Below are 23,680 nucleotides of genomic sequence, written 5' to 3' on the forward strand. Positions count from 1 at the left end.
CGGCCCAAGAACCTCAGGACGCAGGAGGTCAGCCCATGTGCGGGTACGTGTAGTCGGTCGGCGCGACCAGCGTCTCCTTGATGGCGCGGGTCAGGGTCCAGCGCTGGAGGTTCTGCGGGGCGCCGGCCTTGTCGTTGGTGCCGGAGGCGCGGCCGCCGCCGAAGGGCTGCTGGCCGACGACGGCGCCGGTCGACTTGTCGTTGATGTAGAAGTTGCCGGCCGCGTAGCGGAGCTTCTCCATCGTGTAGGCCGCCGCCGCGCGGTCGTTGGAGACGACCGCGCCGGTGAGCGCGTAGTCGGAGGCCGACTCCATCTGGGTCAGCATCTCCTCGTACTTGTCGTCCTCGTAGACGTACACGCCCAGGAACGGGCCGAAGTACTCGGTCTTGAAGACCTCGTTCTCCGGGTCCGAGCACTCGACGACCGTCGGGCGCACGAAGTAGCCGACCGAGTCGTCGTAGGAGCCGCCCGCGACGATCGTGCAGGACGGGTCCGACTTGGCGCGGTCGATGGCCGCCTTGTTCTTGGCGAAGGCGCGCTCGTCGATGACCGCGCCGACGAAGTTCGCCAGGTCGGTGACGTCACCCATGGTCAGGTAGTCGACCTCGGCCGCGAACTCCTCCTTGAAGCCGGAGTTCCAGATGGAGGCCGGGATGTAGGCGCGGGAGGTCGCGGAGCACTTCTGGCCCTGGTACTCGAAGGCACCGCGGGTCAGCGCGGTCTTGAGCACCGCGCGGTCCGCCGACGGGTGCGCGACCAGGAAGTCCTTGCCGCCCGTCTCGCCGACCAGACGCGGGTAGGTGCGGTAGTTCGCGATGTTCTCGCCCACCGTCTTCCACAGGTGCTGGAAGGTCTTCGTGGAGCCGGTGAAGTGGATGCCGGCGAGGTCGCGGTGGTTGAGGGCGACCTCAGAGACCGCGATGCCGTCACCGGTGACGAGGTTGATGACGCCCTTGGGGAGACCGGCCTCCTCCAGGAGCTGCATCAGCAGCACGGCGGAGTGGGTCTGGGTCGGCGACGGCTTCCAGACGACGACATTGCCCATCAGCGCGGGCGCGGTGGGCAGGTTGCCGGCGATCGCCGAGAAGTTGAACGGCGTGATCGCGTAGACGAAGCCTTCGAGCGGGCGGTGGTCGAGGCGGTTCCAGACGCCCGGGGAGTTCGCCGGGGGCTGCTCGGCGAGCAGGTCACGGGCGTACTTGACGTTGAAGCGCCAGAAGTCGACCAGCTCGCAGGGACAGTCGATCTCGGCCTGCTGGGCGGTCTTGGACTGGCCGAGCATGGTGGAGGCGGCGAGGGTCTCGCGCCAGGGGCCGGACAGCAGCTCGGCGGCGCGCAGGATGATCGCGGCGCGGTCGTCGAAGGACATCGCGCGCCAGGCCGGGGCGGCGGCGAGCGCCGCGTCGACCGCGTCCTGCGCGTCGGCCTGCGTGGCGTTGCGCCCGGTGCCGAGCACGGCCTTGTGGTTGTGCGGCTGCACGACCTGGAAGGCCTCGCCGCCGCCCAGGCGCTTCTCGCCGCCGATGGTCATCGGAAGGTCGACCGGGTTCTCGGCCAGCTCCTTGAGCTTGGCCTCGAGACGGGCACGCTCGGGCGAACCGGGGGCGTAGCCGTGCACCGGCTCGTTGACGGGGGTGGGGACCTGGGTTACAGCGTCCATGATTCCGTGACTCCTTAACTGAGCGGTGGGTCAGCCCTTGGTGAGGATCGAGCGTGCGAAGAAGAGGAGGTTGGCCGGCTTCTCCGCGAGGCGGCGCATGAAGTAGCCGTACCAGTCGGTGCCGTACGCGGTGTACACGCGCATGCGGTGGCCCTCGGCGGCGAGCCGCAGGTGCTCCTCGCCGCGGATGCCGTACAGCATCTGGAACTCGTACTCGTCGAGCTTGCGCCCGGCCTTGCGGGCCAGCTCCTGGGCGATGGAGATGAGGCGCGGGTCGTGGGACCCGATCATCGGGTACCCGTCGCCCTCCATCAGGATGCGCAGGACGCGGACGTACGCCTTGTCGACCTCGGCCTTCTGCTGGTAGGCGACCTCGGCGGGCTCCTTGTACGCGCCCTTCACGAGTCGTACGCGGCTGCCGCTCGCGGCGAGGCGGCGGGCGTCGGCCTCGGTGCGGAACAGGTAGGCCTGGATGACGCAGCCCGTCTGCGGGAAGTCCTTCCGGAGCTCCTCGTGGATGGCGAACATCGAGTCGAGGGTGGTGTGGTCCTCGGCGTCCAGCGTGACGGTGGTGCCGATGGCGGCGGCGGCCTCGACGACCGGGCGGACATTGGCGAGGGCCAGCTCGTGGCCGCCGTCCAGTGCCTGGCCGAACATCGACAGCTTGATGGACATCTCGGCCGTGGTGCCGAGGTCCAGCGCCTCGAGGTGCTCGATGAGCTCCAGGTAGGCGTCCCGGGCGGCGTACGCCTGCTCGCGGGTGGTGATGTCCTCGCCGACGACGTCGAGGGTGACTTCGAGACCCTTGGCCACGGCGTCCTGGACGACCGGGATGACCTGGTCGACGGACTCGCCTGCGATGAAGCGGGCGACGACCTGCTTGGTGCCGGGCGCCGCCGACACAAAGCGGCGCATCCTGTCGCTGCGCGACGCGGCGAGAATCACGGGACCCAGCACGGGGCACCTCCACAACAAAGCCAGTAGGAGGCCGAATCCCGACGATTCGGGTACGGCACGGAGAACCACCGTGAAACCTAAGGATCTCTCCGATCCTGTGCCATCGACAGCTGTCACGCATCCGTGCCCTGGATCTCAGACAAATGTATGAGGGCCTCGCGGAAATGCGGGAGAATGCCCGAGTGACGTCGGATGCGCCTTTCAAAAACGTGGGTGACTACCAAGAGCTCGTCGACGAGATCTCGGCACTCCTGGGCATGCCCGCGACCCTGGAGAACCGGGACTTCGAGCTGATCGCCTTCGCCGCGTACGACAGCGAGGGCGAGCTCGACCCCTCCGCCCTCGACCCCGTGCGCACCCGCTCGATCCTCACGCGCCGCTCCACCACGACGGTCCGCACCTGGTTCGAGGGCTTCGGCATCACCCGGGCCACCGCCCCGGTCCGTATTCCGCGCACCCCGGAGGCGGGGGTGTACCGGGGGCGGATCTGTCTCCCCGTACGCCATCGGGGCGTCGTCCGGGGTTACGTCTGGCTGCTCGACGACGATCCCGGCCCCTCCGACGCACAGCTGTCCTCGGCCATGGAGGTCGCCGCCCGCATCGGCGCCCTGCTCGCCGACGAGGCCCAGGCCGGCGCCGACCTCACCCGCGAGCTGCGCGCCGTCCTCACCGCCGAACGCGGCTGGCAGCGCGACATGGCCGTCGCCGAGCTGCGTACGGCCCTCGGACCACGTGGCGACGGCCTGCACACGGTGGTGTGCGTGGCCCCCTGGCCCTCGGCCGACCCGGACGACGCCCCTTCCGTCCGTACGGTGCCGGGGGCGACCGCGCTGTGCACGGTGCCGTGGGGTACGACCGGGCAGAGCCTCGCCCTCCTCGTACGGCTCCGGTCGCCGGAGGTGCTCACTCCGGCGCTGACGGCGGCCGCGCGGTTCGCGCGGGAGGCGGAGGGGAAGGCGGCGGCCGGTGTCGCCGGGGCCCGTACCGGTCTCGCCGAACTGGGGGCCGCCTGGCAGGAGGCGTCCGCCGCCGCGCGTGCCGTGCTGGCCGAGCCCCGCCTCGGCCCGGTCGCCGAGTGGTCGTCGATCGGGCCCTTCCGGCTGCTGACGTCGCTTCCCCCGGACGCGGCCCACGATCCCGTCGTACGCACCCTGCTGTCCCCGGCCCACCGCGAACTCGCGCGCACCGCAGAGGTGTTCCTCGACTGCGCGGGCCAAGCCGGGCGCACGGCGGCGGAGTTGGGCATCCACCGGCAGACGCTCTACTACCGCCTGTCCCGCGTCGAACAGCTCACGGGCCTCGACCTGGACGACGGCGAGGACCGGCTGTTGCTGCACATGGCGCTCAAGGGGGCGCGGCTCTGAGGCTCCGGGATCCGCAGCTTCCCCACCGGTGAAGGCGGGCATAGTTTGGGATGTCCACGACATTGGAGGGGGTCCAATGAGGCGTACGGAGGCGGCCAAGCAGCTCGGGAGATTCGTGCGGGAGCACCGTACCGATGGTGCGCGGCGCCTGCGACAGGCGGGTATCTGGCTGTCGGTCGGGGCGGTGGGCACCGCCTTCGGGGTGCCGGTGGCGATCGCGTCGGTGGGCACCACCGAGGGGGCCCCGGGGGTGGCGGGGCTGCTGCTCGGGGTCGGCCTGACGGGGTGGGGCCTGGGGATCTGGCGTCTGGTGCAGGCGTTCCGGACCCGGGAGCAGTGCTTCGACATCCATGAGCGGGGGTTCACCCACCGGGTGGCGGGCACTGCCACGGTGATCCCCTGGGAGGACGTCGCGCAGGTGAGCACCGCCGGCGGTGACGGCCGGCCGCTCGCCGATGCGCGCGGCATGGGCTCCACGTGCGAGATCCGGCTGCACAGCGGACGCCGGATCCGCGTCGACGCCTTCACGCAGGACATGCGGGACCTGGCGGTGGTCGTCCACCGCGCGGTTCACCTCGGGCAGTTCCCCCAGGGGCGGGGACGCTGACCTGCCCCGGCTCGAAATCGGAGCGAGGAGGCGCTCATTCCTTGGTCGCGCCGGCGAGCATCCCGGAGACCAGCGTGCGCTGTGAGAAGAGGAAGAGGACCAGGACGGGCAGGATGGCGACGACGATCGCCAGGGCCAGTTCCGGGATGGTGATGTTCAGACCGGCGCCCGCCACCGGGTTGAACGACGGGGTGGAGGTGAGGAGTTGGTTCAGGCCCACCTGGATCGGGAACTGCTCGCTCTTCGGCAGGACGAGGTAGGGCAGGAAGAAGTTGTTCCAGTTGCCCACGAAGCTGAAGAACGCGACCAGTCCGACCACCGGCTTCGCCAGCGGCAGCGCGATGCGGGTGAAGAGCTGCCATTCGTTGCAGCCGTCGATCCGCGCGGCCGACAGCAGGTCCCTGGGCAGGCTGCTGCCGAAGTAGATGTAGACCAGGTACACGCCGAACGGATAGAAGGAGAAGGGCAGGATCACCGACCAGACGGTGCCGATCAGCTGGAACTTGTTGAGCTCCAGGAAGATCGGCAGCACCAGGGTGGCCTGCGGCATGATCATCGTGACCAGGGTGATGGTCAGCAGCGTCTTGCGTCCCCGGAAGTTCGTCAGGGCAAGGGCGTAACCGGCGGGAATGCTGACGGCCAGCGTCAGGATCAGCGAACCCCCCGAGTAGACCGCCGAGTTGCGCAGCCAGGTGACCATCGCGCCGTCCTGGAAGGCGAACAGATGCTGCCAGGCGGCGCCGATCTGCTGGAACGACCCGAAGGAGAGCGGGTTGTCCTGCACCACCTGTCCGGCGGTCTTCGACGGCGCGAGCAGCAGCCAGATCACCGGCAGCACGAAGAACACAAGGAGCAGGGCGAGCAGGAGGCCCACGATCAGGAAGGAGACGACCCGGGAGGGCTGAGGACGCCGGCCCGCCGCCGCAGTCGTCCCGGTCGCCGCCGCCGTCGTCGTTGTCGAGGAGAGCGTGGATTGCGTCATTTCTCATCCAACTTGAACAGGTTCGAGCGGGCGACCAGCAGTCCGGCGGCCACGAGTCCGAGCGCCAGCAGGAAGACGGAGATGGCGGCGGCGCCGTTGAAGTCGCCCTGCTGGAAGGCGTAGACGTAGGCCAGTTGGTTGGGCGACCAGGTGGGGCTCACCCGGCCGAGGCTGGCGGTCTGGAGCAGCTGAGGCTCGACGAACAGCTGGGTGCCGGTCGCGAACGCCATGATCGTCATGTAGACGATCCACTGCCGGATCATCGGGATCTGGATGTGCCAGGCGGTGCGCCAGGGCCCCGCGCCGTCCATGCGGGCGGCTTCCAGCACCTCGTCGGGGATGTTGTTGAGCGCCCCGTACATCACGACCATCCAGCCGCCGGCGCCGGTCCAGAAGGCGATCAGCATGAGGATCAGCGGCAGGTTGCCGGGCGTGAGCACGGCCGCGAAGCTGTGCATGCCCATGCTGTTGAGCAGCCAGGACACCGGGCTGACGTCCGGGTCCAGCATGAACAGCCACACCAGGACGCTGGCGACTCCGGCCAGGGCGCCGGGAATGTAGTACAGGAAGCGGAAGAGCGCCGACGTACCCGGCCGCACCCTGCTGCGCAGCACCACCGCGACCAGCACCACCAGGACGACGAGGACCACCAGCCACATCACCAGGTAGACCAGCATGTGCGTGAAGGCCGGGACGAAGCGGTAGTCCTGGGCGACCTTCACGAACTGGTTGAGCCCGGTGAACTGGCCCTGGTCGTTGGTGAGCGCCAGGTAGAACGAGTAGCCGGTCGGGAAGACCCCGAAGGCGAGCAGCAGGATCGCGTAGCCGGCGACGAAGAGGTAGCCCGCGGGGCCGGGGCCCCTCCGCCGCGGCCCGGTGCCGCGGCGGAGGGCGGAGACGGCTGCGCGCTCGGTCTCCAGCAAGGTCATTGGTTGACCACCTGGTATCCCTCGGCCTTCGCCTCGTTGCCGATCTCCTTCTGCCAGGCCTCCAGGGTCGAGGTGAGGCTCTTGCCCGCGGTCAGCTCCGGCAGGACGACGCTCGACCAGGCGGTGGCGTCCGAGAACCTGGTGTTCGACCAGCCGGTCCACACCTCGCCCGCGGCCTCCTTGAAGGGCCCGCTCACGTCGTTGGCGAAGTAGTCGCTGTTGACCGGGTTGGCCAGCCACGCTTCGGCGGCCTTGGTGTAGGCCGGGTAGGTGGGCGCGGCCGCCTGGTTCTCGTCGGAGGTGGTCAGCCAGGTGACCAGGTCCGTGGACGCCTTGAGGTTGGCGCTGTGCGAGGACACCATCCACACGCCGCCGCCGACGTTGCCGGTCGCGGTCGTGGTCGCGCCGTCCCACTTCAGCGGGGGCGCCGCGGCGATCTGCTTGGCCGGGGTCTCGAACGCGGTCTTGAACAGATACTGGCCGTACCAGGAGGGGCCGTACGCCATCAGGACCTTGCTGCCGCTGTCCTTGGCGAAGCCCTGGCTGAAGAAGCCCTTGGTGGTGACGGCCTTGGCGTCGATCAGCCCGTCGAGGAGACCGGCCATCTTCGTGCAGTTCGGGTCCTGGAGGTCGGTGCGCAGGGTGTCCGGCTTCGTCAGCTGGAACGCCGGGCACTGGCCCGACCAGAAGTACGACTCATGGGAGTTGGTGTCGCCGACCGAGCCGACGAGGTAGCCGGGGTGGTCCTTCGCGACCTGCTTGCCGAGGGCCTCGTACTGCTCCCAGGTGGTGGGGACCTCGTAACCCCACTTGTCCATGAGGTCCTTGTTGTACCAGAGGACGACCTGCGCGATGTCGTTGCGCAGGCAGTAGGTGTGGCCGTCGAACTCGCAGGGCGTGAGGGAGCCCTTGGCGAAGCCGTCGAGCGTGCTCTTCGGTACGAGGCTGGAATCCAGGGGCGCCGCGAACGGCTGCGCACCGGACGTCGTGGGCTCGGAGGCCCAGGTCACGTCGGTGGGTGAGCCGAACACCACGTCGGGCCAGCCGCTGCCGGTCCGGTCGAAGAGCTGCACCTTGGACTGGAGATAGGTGGAGCCGTCGGCGCCTCCGTCGTACGTGACGATGTCCATCTTCACGTCCGGGTTCGCCTTCTGGTACGCCTCCACCGACGGCAGCCGGGTCGAGTCGGCCCACACCGTGATCTGCGAACCCGCCTTCTGCGTGCCGGGCTTGAACGCCGAAGCGGAAGGCGAGGAGCCGGTGGAGGTGTCGGCGCTGGCGCAGCCGGCCAGTGTCGCTGCCGTGGCCAGGGAGAGCGCGGCGGCCGCGATGCGCACCATGCTGCGCGCTCTCGGAGTTCCGGAAGACCACATTGTCTTGCCTTTCTGGTTTCCTGCGTGGGACGGGTGATGCGCCTGATGGGGGCGCCGGTCGCGGTGACGGTCCGGGCGGACCGCCACCGTCCGGTCAGCGCGGCTGCTCGACGAACGGCAGCAGTTCGGGGCCGTAGCCGAAGTCGAGCGGGAGGGCTATGCCGGGCCCCGTGGGGGCGTGCACCAGGCCCTGTGCGTCCACATGGCGCTCGCGGACGACCTTCGTCGCGGTCACCAGGGACTCGTAGTAGGTGGTGTTGGAGATGGCCATGCACAGGTGGTGGTTCGGGATGTCCGAACCGTGCACCTCGGCCCGCAGCCGGTAGGCGTCGGCGAGGTGTGCCGTGCGCATGGCGCCGGTGATACCGCCCCGGAGGGTGGTGCCGGCCCGCACACCGAAGGTGGCGGCACCGGACTTGATGAAGTCCGCGGAGTTCATATGGGCTCCGTCGGAGGTCTCGGCCACAAGGAGCGGGATGTCCACGGCCGCCGCCAGCGCCTGGTACGCGGAGATGCTGAACTCGCGCATCGGCTCCTCGTACCAGAGGTAGTCGGCTTCCGAGAGCGCCCGCCCCAGGCGGATCGCGTCCGGCAGGTCGAACCCGGCCGACCCGTCGTACATGAGGGGGACCGCCGGACCGACGTGGTCGCGCAGCGCCAGGCAGAGTTCGGCGTCACGTCGGGCGTCGCCCCAGGCGTGCAGCTTGATGCCGGCGTAGCCCAGCTCCAGGCACTGGTCCGCCACGTCGAGGAACTCCGCGATGCTGGAGAACGTCGAGGTGGAGGCGTACGCCGGGATCGCCTCCCGGAATCCGCCGAGCAGCCGCCAGACCGGCTCGCCGTGGTAGCGCCCTGCCAGGTCCCACAGCGCGGTGTCGACCAGACCCAGGGTGGGGAGCGGGAGTTCGTGGATACGGTCCAGCTCCCACACCCGGTGCCACAGCCATTCCCGCTGGAACGGGTCGGCTCCGAGGAGTTCGTCACGCAGGACCCGGTCCACCAGGTCCCGCAGGGTGATGAAGGCTCCCGGCCGGGCGAACAGGGCCACCCCTTCGGCTCCCTCGTCGGTGCCGATGTGCAGGACCGCGCCGTCGCCCACCGGAGCGCTTCCGCTCAGTCCGTCCCGCCATTTGAAGGGCGGGGCGGCCGCCGGAACATCGATCCGGTGTACTTCGACATGGGTGATCTTCATCGTGGCTTTCGTTTCCTGTGTGAGCGGGCCGGCCCGGGTTGAGGCGTGCGGTCAGAACTCGCCGTACACCTGCATCTCGTAGATCGAGCCGCCGTTGTAGCTGGATCCGGTGACCGTCAGCCGCAGGTAGCGGGCGGTGACGGGCTCGTCGGGGAGTGAGTGGTTGGCCGACGAGACGGTGTTCTCGGCGGTGTGGTCGTCGAGCGTCGACCAGGTCGTGCCGTCGGTCGAGTACTCCAGGCGGTACTTGTAGCCGCGGGGCAGCTCGAAGGTGGTGACCACGCCGGAGACGCTGGTGTCCTTGCCCAGGTCCACCTGGATCCAGGACGGGTCGGGCAGGCCGAGACCCTGCGCCCAGCGGGTGGTCAGGTCACCGTCCACCGCCTTCTCGGGGAAGTTCTGCTCCGACTGCGAGGACGCGGTGACCGGCTTGTTCAGCGCCAGGTTGTTGTCGGCCGGAGTGGTGAAGACGGCCGCCTCACTCGGCTCCGAGGCATTGAGTACGGCGTCACGGGCCACGACGGTGAAGGAGTACTCCTTCTCCGGGGTCAGGCCGGAGACCCGCAGGGTGGTGTCCCCGGTGACGGCGATCCGCTTGCCGTCCTGGTGGACGACGTAGCTGGTCACACCGGTGTCATCGGTCGCGGCCGGCCAGCTGAGGTCCACCACGCTGGGCAGCAGCGGCGTGACGTCGGGCTGTCCGGGGGCGGTGGGCGCCGTGTGGTCGGAACTGGGCGCGGTGGCCTCGCCGTACACCTGGAAGTCGTAGACGCTTCCGCCGTTGCCGCTGGTCCCGGTGACCGTCAGTCGCACGAAGCGGCCGGTGACCGGCTCGTCGGTGTGGGAGTAGTTGGTCGACGCGGTGGTGTTGGCGGAGGTGTGGTCCTCCAGCGTCTGCCAGTGGACCTCGTCCGGCGACACCTCGACGCGGTACTTGTAACCGCTGTTCTTCTCGAAGGTGGTGATCGCACCGTTCACGTCGTACGAGGCACCCAGGTCCACCTGGATCCAGGACGGGTCGGGGAGCCCCAGGCCCTGTGCCCAGCGGGTCGACAGATCGCCGTCCACCGCCTTCTCGGGGAAGTTCTCCTCCGACTCGGAGGAGGCGGTGACCGGCTGCTTCAGCGCCAGGTCGCTGCCGGAGGGCATGGTGACCTTCAGTTCGGCGCTCGGACCCGACTCGTTGCCGGCCGCGTCTCGGGCGGTGATCGTGAAGGTGTAGGTCTGGCCCGCGGTCAGACCGGAGAGCCGCACCGAGGTCTTGCCGGTGGCGCTGACGAGCTTGCCGTCGCGGTGCACGGAGTAGCCGGTGACGCCCGTGTTGTCGGTGGACGCGGCCCAGTTGAGGTCCGCGACCGTCGGGAAGTCGGTGGTCGCAGCCGGGGTACCGGGTGCGGTGGGCGCCTGGGTGTCGGTGACCACCGGGCCCGGGTCGAGGTGGCGGTAGGCCGGCTGGAGACCGGCATTGTTCACGATGGAGGCCGGGAGCTGGGCGCAGGAGTCGACGGTGACGTTGCCGCTGACGTCGTTGTTCTTGCTCAGGTACTGGACGCTGTAGGCGGGGTTGCTGGTGTAGTTGGCGGTGGCGGTGTTCTCCTCCGCGTGGTTCATCAGCAGCCACTGGAAGGAGATGTCGCACATGGCGTTGCCGGTGTTCTCCCAGTGCCGGCTGCCCTCGTCGTGGTAGACGGCTCCGTACGCCGGTGCCGGGACGCCGTGGATGTAGTTGCCGGAGACCGTGCCGCCCGGGTTGTTGCTGAGGGTGTAGACGGCTCCGCCGTCGGCCTGCGACTTCATGATGTCGCTGATCTCGTTGTCGGTGACGCGGGTGTCCTGGCTGGTGGTCGGGGTGTCCCAGACCGGAACACCCGCGTTGTTCGGGTAGGCGGAGTTGCCGCCCGCGTCGGTCAGACCCCAGCCCCAGCCCACCGAGATGCCGGTGTAGGGCAGGTCGTAGACCTTGTTGTGGGTGATCAGCGTGTTGGCGGTGTACCCGGCGAGGATGCCGACGGAGCCGTTGTACTGGTCGGCGGCCTTGGTGACAACGTTGTTGTCGACCGTGGTGTCCTTGGTGATGTCCCGGTCGTCACTGGGATGCGCGTCGCCCGCCTCGACACCGCCGATCTGGATGCCGGTGGCGGCGATCTGACGGAACACGTTGCCCGTGATCTCCGTGCCCTGCGTACCGGTGTTGAGGTTGAGCCCGACCGCGCCGAGGTGGGTGAAGGTGTTGCCCTCGAAGCTGACGTCGTGGCCGTAGCTCACGTTGACCGCGCCGGGCGTCTTCTGCCAGTTCAGCCGGGTGGAGTCGAAGTCGGGGTTGCCCTCGCCGACCATCCGGAAGCCGGCCTGGCCCTCGATGAGGCCGTCGGGCGAACTGGGGGCGAGCCAGGTGGAGTAGGAGAAGGTGATGCCCTCGAAGGACACGTCGGTGACGGGCTTGTCCCTGGTGCCGTTCAGGTCGACCAGGTCCTGCACGACCGGAACCGTGACGGTCGCGGTGGACAGCTTCTGGCCCTCCTTGGGCATGTAGTAGACCTCGCCCTTGCTCCCGTCGAGGTACCACTCACCCGGGGTGTCGAGCAGCTCGCGGGCGTTCTCCAGCCAGGTGGGGTTCTGGATCTCCTGACCCTGCTGCAGGTGGGCGTTGTGCCAGCAGGGCTGCTCCATCGTCATCGTGTTGCCGGAGATCGACTCCACACCGCAACGCTGGAGCTTCCAGCCCCAACTGCTCACGACCTCAAGGTCCTTGGGCTGCTTATACGCGCTGATGGCACTGTCGGTGAAGGTGTAGCCGGTGGATGTCTTACTGAAGCCGGCCGGGTCCTTCGTGCTGCGCGCCCGGGTCGCCAACTCCCCGTTCACGTACAGCTGGCGGGTGTCGAGGTCGCCCACCTTGGCCTTGTAGACCTTGCCCGTGGAGTCGGCCGGGGTCCAGCCGGTGATCTGCTTGCCTCCGCTGATCACCGGGTTCGCGCCGGGGGCGGCCTCATAGATGATCCGGGACCCGTCCTTGCCCGAGTCCTGGGCGGTGAGACTGAAGGTGCGGCTCAGCTGGTAGGTACCGGACTTCAGCAGTACGTGGACATCGCCGGAGACCTTCTTCTTGGCCTCACGGACGTAGTCCCGCGCGTATTCCAGCGTCTTGAACGGATGCGCGGAGGTGCCGGATCCGGAGTTCCTGCCGGTCGGCGAGACATAGACGTTCAGGCCCTTCGGCGAGGCGGCCTGGGCCGGCGCGGCGGCCAGCGGCGCCGTGGCCACGGCCAGGGACACTGCGGCTACCAGCGCTCTGCGGAGCGGCACGGGTATGCGTTCACGAGGGGATGGTGAACTCGGTGCCGATGGTGAACTCGGTGCAGCTGCTGAACTCGGGGCAGACGGTGCAGACACGGAAATCCAATCGCCTGAATGAAGTGGCATCTGGGGAGACCCGGTCGTCCTCCGGGTTCCTCCGGCGTTGGGTGGCTCGTGAGGGCGGGGTGCCTGTGAGGGCGTGCGCCTGGTTCACGAGCCGTGACGGCGTGACGCAGGTGTTTACGACGCGGAGGACTTCGGGGACCGCGGTTCATCCGTGGCACCGGTACTCCTCGGCGGCTGCGCCGGCGTACCGGAGGCGCCGCGGCTGTCCAGGTTGAACAGCCTGTCGCGGATCTTTCGTTCGAACTGACTCTGGGTGGTGGCGATGTGCGCCACCATCAGCTCCGCTGCGAGATCGGCCTCCCCCGCGGCGACCGCCTCGGCAATGGCGATGTGCTGTTCCGCCGCGACCACCAGCGACCCGGGTGCGTCACCGTGGAACAGCAGGACATCGGACTGTGACGCCAGGCGCCGTACGCCGGCGACGCTCGACCTCAGGAACACGTTGTGCGAGGCGGCACCCACCGCGTCGTGGAACGCGGTGTCGGCCTCGGCGAAGCCGTAACCGTCGGCCGCCCTCGCCGCCACCATCGACTTCTCGGCGCACTCCCGGATGGTCCGGACCTCGATCGGTGTGGCGAGGGAGGCGGCACGGCGCGCCGTCTCCGACTCGATCACCGTCCGGTAGTCCAGGAGCATCAGGACGTCTTCCATGCTCGTCGGCCGGAAATGCGAGAGGTGGTCGTCCACCAGCCCGCCGGCCGAGTCGGCGACGAAGATTCCCGCGCCGCGCCGCACGCTGAGCCGGCCGATGGCGGCCAGGACCTTCACCGCCTCGCGGGTGACGTTGCGGGTGGCGCCCAGGATCTCGGCCAGGCCCTGTTCGGTGGGCAGCCGGTCCCCGGACCGCAGGTTCTGCTCGGCAATGTAGTTGAGCAGCTGCTCGGCGACCAGTTCGTAACCGGGCCGGTAGCGGCCTGACGCGTCGTCATTCCCCTCGCCGGGCACCTGCGTTGGAGCTCCCACTGCGTTGTCCCCCTCGTACACACTCGGATTAATCAGGTTCATCGGTGGGGGCAACTATGACACCGGTGTTACGCGTTGAGAAGAGTGGGACACAAGATTGCTCAATCCGCTTCTAAAACCCTTACTTAGCATGCCAATTGGTGCATCTCGTCGGAACTATTGCGTACAAGGAATCAGATCCTTAAGGTCCTACATGCCGGATGAAGCAGATCCTTGCCCCGTACACCCTCTGACCTCTGACCTCTGGAGCAAAATGCAGCGCTTCGCCGCCGTGGTCCGACTGCGGCCCGAGAAAGAGTCGGAGTACCGGGCCCTGCACGCCGCCGCCTGGCCGGGCGTGCTCGCGGCCCTCAAGCGGGCCAACATCGGCAACTACTCGATCTTCGTCCGGGACGGCCTGCTGTTCAGCTACCTGGAATACACGGGGACGGACTACGCCGCCGACACCGCACTGATCGCCGCCGACCCGGTCACCCGGGAGTGGTGGACGCTGACCGACCCGTGCCAGCAGCCCCTGGACAGCGCGGACGAGGGGCAGTTGTGGGCCCCCGCCGAGGAGGTCTTCCACCTCGACTGAGAGCACTGCTCGACGGAGAGCACGGAGAGCACCGAGAGCTACGAGACGGACATCCCCGCATGACCGACCGCCGACTCGGCCGTACGAAGGTCCGCGTCAGCCCGCTGGGCTTCGGCGCCGCCCCCATCGGCAACCTCTACACCCCGCTCGACGAGAACCAGGCGCTGGCCACGGTCGATGCCGCCTGGGACGCCGGCGTGCGCTACTACGACACCGCCCCGCACTACGGCCTCGGCCTGTCCGAACGCCGGCTCGGCGCGGCCCTCGCCCACCGGCCGCGGGCGGAGTTCACCGTCTCCACCAAGGTCGGCCGCCTGCTGGAACCCCACCCCGCACCCACCGGCTCCGACCTGGCCGCGGGGGGCTTCGCCGTACCGGACACCCTGGTCCGCCGCCCCGACTATTCACGCGACGGCGTACTCCGGAGCCTGGAGGGCAGCCTGACCCGGCTGGGCCTCAACCGGGTGGACATCGTGTACGTCCATGACCCCGACGCCCACTTGGACGCCGCCGTCACCGAGGCGCTCCCCGCACTGGCGGCCCTGCGCGACCAAGGCGTCATCGGCGCGATCGGCGTCGGCATGAACGCCGTAGCGCCCCTGCTGCGGGTCGTCGCCGAAGCGGATGTGGACGCCGTGATGGTGGCGGGCCGTTGGACGCTGGCCGACCGCACCGCCCGCCCGCTCCTTGACGCGTGTGCCGGGCGAGGCGTCTCGGTGGTCGCCGCGGCACCGTTCAACTCCGGTCTGCTCAGCAGGCCCCGCCCGCCCGACGACGCCTTCTTCGACTACGGCCCCGCCCCCGAAGCGATGCTGCTCCGCGCCCGGCGCCTCGCGGAGGTCTGCGCCCGGCACGGCACGGTCCTCCCCCACGCAGCCGTCCGCTTCCCTCTCCGGGACCCCGTCGTAGCCGCCGTGGTGGCGGGCTTCCGCTCCCCCGCCGAGGTCACCTCCGCCGCACACTGGGTCGCCGGCGACCTGCCCGAGGCCGCGTGGCGGGACCTCGCCGCCGTCACCGGCTGAACACGAGACAGCGGCTCAGTCCGCGTGCCGCGCCGCCGCCTCCATGACGCGGCGCAGCCCCTCGGTCAGCTGGTCGGCGTCCGGCGCCGTCGCGGGGTCGAAGGTCCACTGGGCGATGAGCCCGGTCATCAGGGTGTTGTAGAACATTCCGACCGAGTCGATGTCGTCGTCGGTGACGTCCTCCTCACGGCCCCCCATGAGCAGCGGGATGATCCCGCGGCCGGCCTCGCGCTGCGCCCGCGCCAAGTGGTCGCGGACCTCGGGGAGTTTGTCACCCATGACCACGATCTCCATGCTGAGGTGCCACAGCGAGCCGGGCGCCCGCATCGTGTGGATGATGTTCGACCAGACCTCCTGGAACCGCTCGAGAGAGCCCGGCGCGGCACCCTTGCTGACGCCCGCGCCGGGGTCGAAGGCACCGGACAGGTCCTCCACCAGGGAGACGTACGCGTCCGCGAGGAGCTTGTCCTTCGATCCGTAGTGGTAGCCGATCGAGGCGAGGTTCGTCCCCGACTCCTTCACGATGTCGCGCGCCGTCGTACGCACGAACCCCTTCTCCAGCAGGCAGCGCTTGGCGCCTTCGAGCAGATCCTCACGGTGTCCCATGGGCGACAGCGTACTCCCGATCCAGACAACCGTCCCATACCTACGTCTTACACATTCGTACTAGACAAGCGTTTAAGACGCTCGTACAGTCCCTGTCATGACGAACCAGCAGAACCCGACGAGCTCGACGAACACGCCCGCCGCCCGTGCGGGCCGCCGCGAATGGACCGCCCTCGGCGTCCTGATGCTTCCGCTGCTCCTGGTCTCCATGGACGTCTCCGTCCTCTACTTCGCGATCCCCTCGATCAGCGCGGACCTGGAGCCGAGCGGCACCCAGCAACTCTGGATCTTCGACATCTACGCGTTCGTGCTCGCGGGCCTCCTGATGACGATGGGCTCGCTCGGCGACCGCATCGGCAGCCGCAAGCTCCTCCTCTTCGGCGCCGCCGCCTTCGGCACGGCCTCGCTGGTCGCCGCCTATGCCAACAGCGCCGAGACCCTGATCGCGGCCCGCGCGGTGCTCGGCATCGGCGGCGCGACGCTGATGCCGTCGACGATGGCGCTGGTCCGCACGATGTTCACGGACGCCGGGCAGCGCGCGAAGGCGGTCGGCCTGTGGTCCGGCGTCATGACCGGGGGCGTCGCCCTCGGTTCGGTGATGAGCGGCGTACTCGTCGAGTACTTCTGGTGGGGCTCGGTCTTCCTGGTCAACCTGCCCGCGATGGCGCTGCTGCTGGTACTCGGCCCGATCCTGCTCCCTGAGTCCAGGAACCCCGAGCCCGGCCGCTTCGACCTCCTCAGCGTGCCGCTCTCGATGGCCGCCGTGCTGCCCGTGATCTTCGGCCTGAAGGAGCTCACGGCCGAGGGCTGGCACCCCGAGTACGTCCTCTCGGTCACCGTCGGCCTCTTCTTCGCCTACCTCTTCGTACAGCGCCAGCGCACCGCGAAGTCCCCGCTGATCTCGCCCGCCCTGTTCCGCGGCCACGGATTCACACCCGCGGTCGTCCTCAACCTCATCTCGGCGTTCGGGATGATGGGTTCGGCGTACTTCACGACCCAGTACATCCAGTCGGTGCTCGGCAAGAGCGCGTTGGAGGCCGCGCTCTGGGCGCTGCTCCCCTCCGTACTCATCGGCGTCGCGGCGCCGGTCACCACCCAGCTCGTGCAGAAGGGCGTCAACCGTGCGTACGTCGTCACCGCGGGCTTCGTCGTCGCCGCGTGCGGCTATGGTCTGCTGGCCCTCGCCGGGACCGACTCGATGTGGCTGGTGCTCGTCGGCGCCGGCGTACTCGCCTCCGGAATCGTCACCGTGATGTCCCAGATGATGGACCTCGCCCTGGGCACCGTCCCCGTCGGCAACGCGGGCGCCGCCTCCTCCCTCCTGGAAACGGGCACGGAGTTCGGCGGCGCCCTGGGCATGGCCGTCCTGGGCTCCATCGGCACCGCGGTCTACCGCAACGAGGTCCCCTCGGACGCACCGGCCGCGGCCCACGAGACCCTCGGCGGCGCACTGGCGGTCGCCCAGCAACTGCCGGGCGACGCCGGCCAGGCCCTGACGGTCGCCGCCCGGGAGGCGTTCACCAGCGGCATGCAGGGTGCCGCGATCGCGGGCGCGGTCCTGCTGCTCGGGGCGGCGGCGCTGGCTGCGGCGACGCTGCGGAAGGTGCGGGTACGGGAGGCCGAGACGGCGGAGTGCGAGACGTCACTGGTGTGACGGGGGGGGCGGGCGGGGGCTGGGGGTGGGCTTTTTCGCCCCCTCCGCCCCTACCCGTCCCTTGCCCCTGGGGCTCCGCCCCAGACCCCGCTCCTCAAACGCCGGAGGGCTGAATCTTTCCCCGGCCGGGACTGAAATCTTTCGCCCCCGCGGCAGATCTTTCAGTCCCGGCCGGGGAGAGATCTTTCAGCCCGTCCGGCGTTTGAGGACGAGCGCGTCAGCGCGATGCGGGGGTCTGGGGGCGGCAGCCCCCAGGAACGGGACGGGTAGGGGCGGAGGGGGCGAAAAAAGTCGACGGCCCCATGTCAGTGGCCCGTGCCAGGATGGTCCTCGTGGCACAGACATTCGGTACGCCGTTCATCGGCCGGGCAGACGAACTCGCCCGGCTCACAAGCGTGCTGACCCGCGCCAAGGAGGGCGACCCCCACGCGGTACTGGTGGCGGGCGACGCAGGCGTCGGCAAAACCCGCACGCTGACGGAAGCCGCCACCCACGCCGCAACCACCGGCATGACGGTCCTCACCGGCCACTGCGTGGACCTGGGCGACGTAGGCCTCCCATACCTCCCGTTCACAGAGATCCTCGGCGTACTCGCCGCGGACGACCGGTTCACCACCGCCCTCGCCGCACACCCCGCGGTAAACCCCCTGCTGGGCACCAGCGACAGCACCCCGGACACCGGAAACCGCCTCCGCCTCTTCGAGGGCATGGCCTCCCTGCTCTCCGACGTCGCCGACATCACCCCGCTCCTCCTGGTCCTCGAAGACCTCCACTGGGCGGACCAGTCCTCCCGCGACCTGCTGCGCTTCCTCCTCAGCCGCGGCCTCCTCCAGAGCCCGGCCTCCGGCACCCCGCCGCACCCCCTGGCGATCTTCGCCTCGTACCGCGCGGACGACCTGCACCGCCGCCACCCCCTGCGCCCCCTGCTCGCCGAGCTGGTCCGACTGCCCGCCGTCGACCGGCTGGAACTGCGCCCGATGGCCGACGCGGAGGTGGCCCGGCTCGTACGGGGGTTGCGCACGGGCGCCGTGTCCGACACGACCGTCCGCCGTATCGTCGACCGCGCCGAGGGCAACGCCTTCTACGCGGAAGAGCTGCTCGCCGCCACCGCCGACACACTCCCCGGCGACACCGGCCCGGCGTCCGGCGCCATGCCGAGCGGGCTGGCCGACGTACTCCTCATCCGCATCGAGCAACTGTCGGACACCGCACAGCAGGTACTGCGCACGGCAGCCGTCGCCGGGCGCCGCGTCGAGCACGACCTGCTGCGTGACGCCGTACAACTGCCGGAGGACGAGCTGGAGTCGGCGCTGCGCGAGGCCGTCGGCCGGCAACTCCTGGTCCCCGGTGAGGACGCCACGTACTCCTTCCGGCACGCGCTGACCCGCGAGGCGGTGTACGCCGATCTGCTGCCCGGGGAGCGGGTCCGGCTGCACCGTACGTTCGCCAAACTCCTTGCCGGGCACGGCCATTCGGCCAAGAGCGCAGCAGAGCGCGCCCATCACTCGCGGGAGAGCCACGACCTCGCCGACGCACTCACGGCCTCGCTTGAGGCCGCCGACCACGCCCAGCGGGTCGGCGCCCCCGCCGAGGAACTGCGCCATCTGGAGACCGCGCTCGAACTGTGGCCCGCGGTGGACCCCGCCGCCCGCCCCGAGGACGGTGCCGACCCGGTGACCCTCACCCTGCGCGCCTCCGCGGCCGCGGCACACGCCGGCGAGACGCACCGGGCGGTCTCCCTCACCCGCTCCGCCCTCGCCAGAGCCGGATCGGACGCAGATTCCGAACTCGCCGCCCGTGTCCGCTACACCCTCGCGGGCAACCTGATGCGCGTCGACAGCCTGAAGGCCGCGTTCACGTACAGCAGCGAGGCGCTCGCCATGATCCCCGCCGAGCCACCGTCGCGCACCTGGGTGTGGGCCGCGGCCACCCACGTCATGGCGGCGCGGTACATGGGGCATGACGAGGACGCCGAGCGCGTCGGCCGCCAGGCGCTGCACATCGCCGAGGAGCTGCAAGTGCCCGACGCGCAGGCCGACTTGATCATCTCCATGGTCGGCCTGGAAGGACACAACCGGCGCACCCCCGAGGGCCGCGCCCGGCTTCGCCTGGCGCGGGACCTCGCCCGGACCGCGGGGCACGTCACGATCGAGATGCGCGCGCACTTCAACCTCGCCATCGGCTGCTACGAGTCCGGGGACCTGGACGAGTGCCTCACCTGGCTCTCCGAGGGACTGGAGCGCGCGAACCGCTCCGGGCTCGTCTCCGCGCCGTACGCCCTGGAGCTGCGCTACCTCCAGTCGCTGGTCCTCTACACCCTGGGCCGCTGGGACGAGTGCGCCCGAGCGGCCGCCGCCGACGCCGAACGGCTGCCCGCGGCGGGCGGGTTCGCGATCGGTCCCGCGCTGTACGTCGCCGTGGCCCGGGGCGAGGAGCACGCCGCCGACCGTGCCCGCGCCCTCCTCGACGGGCCGTTCGACTGGATGGCCACCCTCGTCGCGGGCATCGTGCTGACCGATGACGCGGCCCTGCGGGGCGACGCCGAGGGCGCCGTCGAGTGCGTGCGCGCCAACCTCGTCAGGCTCGCCGACGGCTCAGGTTCCGGGCGGCCCGACATCGGTGTGCGGCTCGCCGCGCTGGCCCTGTCCGCGGTCGCGGACGCAGCCGTCGAGCGGCGTCTCACCGGCGACGAGGCGGGGGCCCGCCGCTGGACTGACACCGCCACCGAGCTGGTGGAGGTGGCCAGGAGCACGGCCGCCAAGGGTGAGGACGGCACCGAACAGGGGCCCGAGGGGCTGGCCTGGCTGGCCCGCGCCGAGGCGGAGTGGCTGCGCGCGCACTCCGGTCCCGACGTCACGGCGTGGGAGAAGGCCGTCGCCGCGTTCGGGTACGGCGACCCGTACGAACTGGCCCGCTGCGAGCGGCGCCTCGCCGAGGCGCTGCTGTCGGCGGACCGCCGCGAGGAGGCCGCCGAGCACGCTCGCGCGGCCCGCGACGCGGCCGTCCGACTCGGTGCCGTACCGCTGCGCGAAGACCTCGACACGCTCATCCGGCGCGGCCGCCTCGCCGAATCACCGTCCGCCGCCGACCGCATCGCCGTACTGACAGCCCGCGAGAGCGACGTCCTACGCCTCCTCGCCCTGGGCCGCACCAACCGCCAGATCGGCGAGGAGCTCTTCATCAGCGGCAAGACGGCGAGCGTCCATGTCTCGAACATCCTCGCCAAACTGGGCGCGGCCGGCCGCACGGAGGCGGTGGCGATCGCGTATCGGGAGGGCCTGATCGTGCCGGAGACGACCGCCACGTAGTACGTCGTACGACGAAGGGCCGGGCCACCCGAAGGTGACCCGGCCCTCAAATGTCCTGTGCGACCGACCTCAGACGAGGTTGACCGACCGTGCCGACGTCGCGCCGATCTCGTCGGCCACCTCCGTGAGGACGTTCTGCGGGACCGTGTCGTCGACGGTGAGGACCGCGAGGGCCTCGCCACCGGCGGCCGCACGCGCGACCTGCATACCGGCGATGTTGATGCCCGCCTCGCCGAAGATCCGGCCGACGGTGCCGACTACGCCGGGACGGTCCTCGTAGCCGAGCACGACCATGTGGTCGGCGAGCGCCAGGTCCACGTCGTACTCACCGACGGCGACGATCTTCTGCAGGTGCTTGGGGCCCGCGAGCGTGCCGGACACCGAGACCTCCTGGCCGTCGCTGAGCGTGCCGCGCACGGTGACGACATTGCGGTGGTCCGGGGACTCCGAGCTGGTGGTCAGCCGGACCTCGACGCCACGCTCCTGCGCGAACAGCGGGGCGTTGACGTACGAGACGGTCTCGTCGACGACGTCCTCGAACACACCCTTCAGAGCGCTGAGTTCGAGCACCTTGACGTCGTGCTGGGTGATCTCGCCGTACACCTCGACGTCGAGACGGACCGCGACCTCGCCCGCGAGCGCGGTGAAGATGCGACCGAGGTTCTCGGCGAGCGGCAGGCCCGGCTTGACGTCCTCGGCGATGACGCCGCCCTGGACGTTCACCGCGTCCGGGACCAGCTCACCGGCGAGCGCGAGGCGCACCGAGCGGGCGACGGAGACACCGGCCTTCTCCTGCGCCTCGTCCGTGGATGCGCCGAGGTGCGGGGTGCAGACGACCTCGTCGAGCTCGAAGAGCGGGGAGTCCGTGCAGGGCTCCTTCGAGTACACGTCGAGGCCGGCGCCGGCGACGCGGCCTTCCTTGAGCGCCGAGTACAGCGCCTCCTCGTCGACGATCCCGCCACGCGCGGCGTTGACGATCCGGACCGACGGCTTGACCTTGTGCAGCGCCTCGTCGCCGATGAGACCGAGGGTCTCAGGCGTCTTGGGAAGGTGCACGGTGATGAAGTCCGAGACCTCGAGCAGCTCGTCGAGGGAAAGGACCTTCACGCCCATCTGCGCGGCCCGCGCGGGCTGGATGTAGGGGTCGTACGCGACGACCTTCATCCCGAACGCCGACATGCGCTGCGCGACCAGCGCGCCGATACGGCCGAGGCCGACGACACCGAGGGTCTTCTCGGCGAGCTCGACGCCGGTGTACTTGCTGCGCTTCCACTCGCCGTTCTTCAGCGCCGTGTTGGCCTGCGGAATGTGGCGTGCGGTGGCGAGAAGCAGACCGCAGGCGAGCTCGGCGGCGGTCACGATGTTCGAGGTGGGGGCGTTGACGACCATCACGCCGGCCTTGGTGGCGGCGGACACGTCCACGTTGTCCAGGCCGACGCCGGCTCGTGCGACGACCTTCAGCTTCTTCGCGGCCGCGACGGCCTCGGCGTCGACCTTGGTGGCCGAGCGGATCAGGATCGCGTCGACATCGGCGATCGCGGGCAGCAGCTCGGCGCGGTCCGCGCCGTTGCAGTGCCGGATCTCGAAGTCGGGGCCCAGGGCGTCGACGGTCGCGGGCGACAGCTCTTCAGCGATGAGTACGACGGGCTTGGATGACGCAGTGCTCACGTGAGTCCTCACAGGTCCAATGCGGACGGCCGTCCCGACGGCCGCATGCGGTGGAGGGTGGTAAACGGCCTTGGGAACGCACCTGCATTTCCCCGGTGTCGCTTAGCTAGCCGCGTGGAAGACGCACGACGCTGTGGGCCTGACGCGTTAATGATGTGCAGCAGTGTAGTGGCGCCGAACGGGCCGCCTTACGCCTCTGCGGAAGGATCACCCGTCCGTGGCTGGACGGGATGGACAACGCCGGTTTCCAAGCGTTACCGGTGGTTCGCCGAAGGGGCCGGAGCAGACTGCTCCGACCCCTTGGACGTACGGCTTACGCCTCGTCGGCGTCGACCCACGACATGAGCTTGCGGAGCTCCTTGCCGGTGGTCTCCAGGAGGGACTTCTCGTCCTGGGTCTTGTACTCGTTGTACTTCTTCAGACCGCCGTGGTACTCGGCCATCCACTCACGGGCGAAGGTGCCGTCCTGGATCTCGGCGAGGACCTTCTTCATCTCGGCCTTGGTGGCGTCCGTGATGATGCGCGGGCCGGTGACGTAGTCGCCCCACTCCGCGGTCTCGGAGACGGACCAGCGCATCTTCTCCAGGCCGCCCTCGTACATGAGGTCGACGATGAGCTTCAGCTCGTGGAGGCACTCGAAGTACGCGATCTCCGGCTGGTAGCCGGCCTCGGTCAGCGTCTCGAAGCCCGCCTTGACCAGCGCCGCGGTGCCACCGCAGAGGACGGCCTGCTCACCGAACAGGTCGGTCTCGGTCTCCTCGGTGAAGGTCGTCTTGATGACGCCGGCGCGGGTGCCGCCGATGCCCTTCGCGTACGACAGCGTCAGCGGGAAGGCCTTGCCGGTGGCGTCCTGCTCGACGGCCGCGATACACGGAACGCCGCGGCCCTCCTCGTACTGGCGGCGGACCAGGTGGCCCGGGCCCTTCGGGGCGACCATGCAGACGTCGATGCCGGCCGGCGGCTTGATGAAGTCGAAGCGGATGTTCAGGCCGTGGCCGAAGAACAGCGCGTCGCCCTCCTTGAGGTTGTCCTTGATGGACTCCTCGTAGACCTGCGCCTGGATCGGGTCCGGCACCAGGATCATGATGACGTCGGCCTCGGCGGCGGCCTCGGCCGGAGTCACCACGCGCAGGCCCTGCTCCTCGGCCTTGGCCTTGGACTTGGAGCCCTCGTGCAGACCGACGCGGACGTCGACACCCGAGTCGCGCAGCGACAGCGCGTGGGCGTGGCCCTGGCTGCCGTAGCCGATGACCGCGACCTTGCGGCCCTGGATGATGGACAGGTCGGCGTCGTCGTCGTAGAACAGCTCGGCCACTGGGGTTCTCCTTGGTGTGCGGTGTTGCGTCCCACCGTACGGCGGGCGGGGGAAGGGAAGTTTTCGGGTCTCGGCATACG

General features: G+C 69.6%; 17 protein-coding genes. 6 read left to right on the plus strand and 11 right to left on the minus strand.

Annotated elements, in window-relative coordinates; all coding sequences use genetic code 11:
• Positions 1-28: 28 nt before the first annotated feature.
• Both pruA and OG266_RS12715 read right to left on the minus strand, forming a co-directional pair.
• Positions 29-1,660 carry an L-glutamate gamma-semialdehyde dehydrogenase gene (pruA, locus tag OG266_RS12710; protein ID WP_371545589.1) on the minus strand — a complete coding sequence of 544 codons (1,632 nt, stop codon included), beginning with the start codon at positions 1,658-1,660 and terminating at the stop codon, positions 29-31.
• Between the two features lie 30 nt (positions 1,661-1,690).
• Positions 1,691-2,617 carry a proline dehydrogenase family protein gene (locus tag OG266_RS12715; protein ID WP_371545592.1) on the minus strand — a complete coding sequence of 309 codons (927 nt, stop codon included), beginning with the start codon at positions 2,615-2,617 and terminating at the stop codon, positions 1,691-1,693.
• Positions 2,618-2,781: 164 nt separating this feature from the next.
• On the opposite strand from OG266_RS12715, the gene OG266_RS12720 reads away from it, so the two are divergent.
• Positions 2,782-3,981, plus strand: coding sequence for a PucR family transcriptional regulator (locus OG266_RS12720; RefSeq protein ID WP_371545595.1), 1,200 nt, complete (start codon positions 2,782-2,784; stop codon positions 3,979-3,981).
• A 76-nt stretch (positions 3,982-4,057) separates the two neighbouring features.
• A complete protein-coding gene (locus OG266_RS12725; RefSeq protein WP_329545324.1) occupies positions 4,058-4,588 on the plus strand; it encodes a hypothetical protein in 531 nt (176 codons plus the stop codon).
• A 34-nt stretch (positions 4,589-4,622) separates the two neighbouring features.
• Here OG266_RS12725 and OG266_RS12730 read toward each other — a convergent pair whose 3' ends face one another.
• The 6 genes from OG266_RS12730 to OG266_RS12755 form a co-directional block, all read right to left on the minus strand.
• Positions 4,623-5,570 carry a carbohydrate ABC transporter permease gene (locus OG266_RS12730; protein ID WP_371545598.1) on the minus strand — a complete coding sequence of 316 codons (948 nt, stop codon included), beginning with the start codon at positions 5,568-5,570 and terminating at the stop codon, positions 4,623-4,625.
• Positions 5,567-6,499 (minus strand): carbohydrate ABC transporter permease, encoded by a 933-nt coding sequence (locus tag OG266_RS12735; protein WP_266474751.1) that lies wholly within the window; start codon positions 6,497-6,499, stop codon positions 5,567-5,569. Before OG266_RS12735 ends, OG266_RS12730 begins: the two co-directional genes overlap by 4 nt.
• A complete protein-coding gene (locus OG266_RS12740) occupies positions 6,496-7,872 on the minus strand; it encodes an ABC transporter substrate-binding protein (protein ID WP_371545601.1) in 1,377 nt (458 codons plus the stop codon). The genes OG266_RS12735 and OG266_RS12740 overlap by 4 nt, the downstream gene beginning before the upstream one ends.
• Before the next feature lie 94 nt (positions 7,873-7,966).
• Positions 7,967-9,064, minus strand: a complete 1,098-nt coding sequence (locus tag OG266_RS12745) for an enolase C-terminal domain-like protein (RefSeq protein WP_266474754.1) — start codon at positions 9,062-9,064, stop codon at positions 7,967-7,969.
• 51 nt (positions 9,065-9,115) lie between these two features.
• Complete coding sequence (locus tag OG266_RS12750; protein WP_371545605.1) at positions 9,116-12,487, minus strand: discoidin domain-containing protein; 3,372 nt, start codon at positions 12,485-12,487, stop codon at positions 9,116-9,118.
• A 114-nt stretch (positions 12,488-12,601) separates the two neighbouring features.
• The gene (locus OG266_RS12755; protein ID WP_371545607.1) at positions 12,602-13,450 is read right to left on the minus strand and encodes a FadR/GntR family transcriptional regulator; all 849 of its coding nucleotides are present in this window, start codon (positions 13,448-13,450) and stop codon (positions 12,602-12,604) included.
• 253 nt (positions 13,451-13,703) lie between these two features.
• Here OG266_RS12755 and OG266_RS12760 point away from each other — a divergent pair, with 253 nt between their 5' ends.
• Both OG266_RS12760 and OG266_RS12765 read left to right on the plus strand, forming a co-directional pair.
• Positions 13,704-14,027 (plus strand): L-rhamnose mutarotase, encoded by a 324-nt coding sequence (locus OG266_RS12760; protein ID WP_371545610.1) that lies wholly within the window; start codon positions 13,704-13,706, stop codon positions 14,025-14,027.
• A 59-nt stretch (positions 14,028-14,086) separates the two neighbouring features.
• Positions 14,087-15,049: an aldo/keto reductase gene (locus OG266_RS12765; protein WP_371545612.1), complete on the plus strand. Its 963-nt coding sequence runs from the start codon at positions 14,087-14,089 to the stop codon at positions 15,047-15,049.
• 15 nt (positions 15,050-15,064) lie between these two features.
• Here the strand turns inward: OG266_RS12765 and OG266_RS12770 are convergent, their stop codons facing one another.
• Positions 15,065-15,655 carry a TetR/AcrR family transcriptional regulator gene (locus OG266_RS12770; RefSeq protein ID WP_266474759.1) on the minus strand — a complete coding sequence of 197 codons (591 nt, stop codon included), beginning with the start codon at positions 15,653-15,655 and terminating at the stop codon, positions 15,065-15,067.
• A 97-nt stretch (positions 15,656-15,752) separates the two neighbouring features.
• On the opposite strand from OG266_RS12770, the gene OG266_RS12775 reads away from it, so the two are divergent.
• A complete protein-coding gene (locus OG266_RS12775) occupies positions 15,753-17,309 on the plus strand; it encodes an MFS transporter (RefSeq protein ID WP_371545614.1) in 1,557 nt (518 codons plus the stop codon).
• A gap of 332 nt (positions 17,310-17,641) precedes the next feature.
• On the plus strand, positions 17,642-20,617 hold the full coding sequence (locus OG266_RS12780) for an AAA family ATPase (RefSeq protein ID WP_371545616.1): 2,976 nt from the start codon (positions 17,642-17,644) through the stop codon (positions 20,615-20,617).
• Between the two features lie 69 nt (positions 20,618-20,686).
• Here OG266_RS12780 and serA read toward each other — a convergent pair whose 3' ends face one another.
• Together serA and ilvC are read right to left on the minus strand one after the other, a co-directional pair.
• Positions 20,687-22,285: a phosphoglycerate dehydrogenase gene (gene serA, locus OG266_RS12785; protein ID WP_266474761.1), complete on the minus strand. Its 1,599-nt coding sequence runs from the start codon at positions 22,283-22,285 to the stop codon at positions 20,687-20,689.
• Between the two features lie 313 nt (positions 22,286-22,598).
• A complete protein-coding gene (gene ilvC, locus OG266_RS12790; protein ID WP_266474762.1) occupies positions 22,599-23,600 on the minus strand; it encodes a ketol-acid reductoisomerase in 1,002 nt (333 codons plus the stop codon).
• Positions 23,601-23,680 lie beyond the last annotated feature (80 nt).

The organism is Streptomyces sp. NBC_00554 (assembly GCF_041431135.1).
GTDB lineage: Bacteria > Actinomycetota > Actinomycetes > Streptomycetales > Streptomycetaceae > Streptomyces.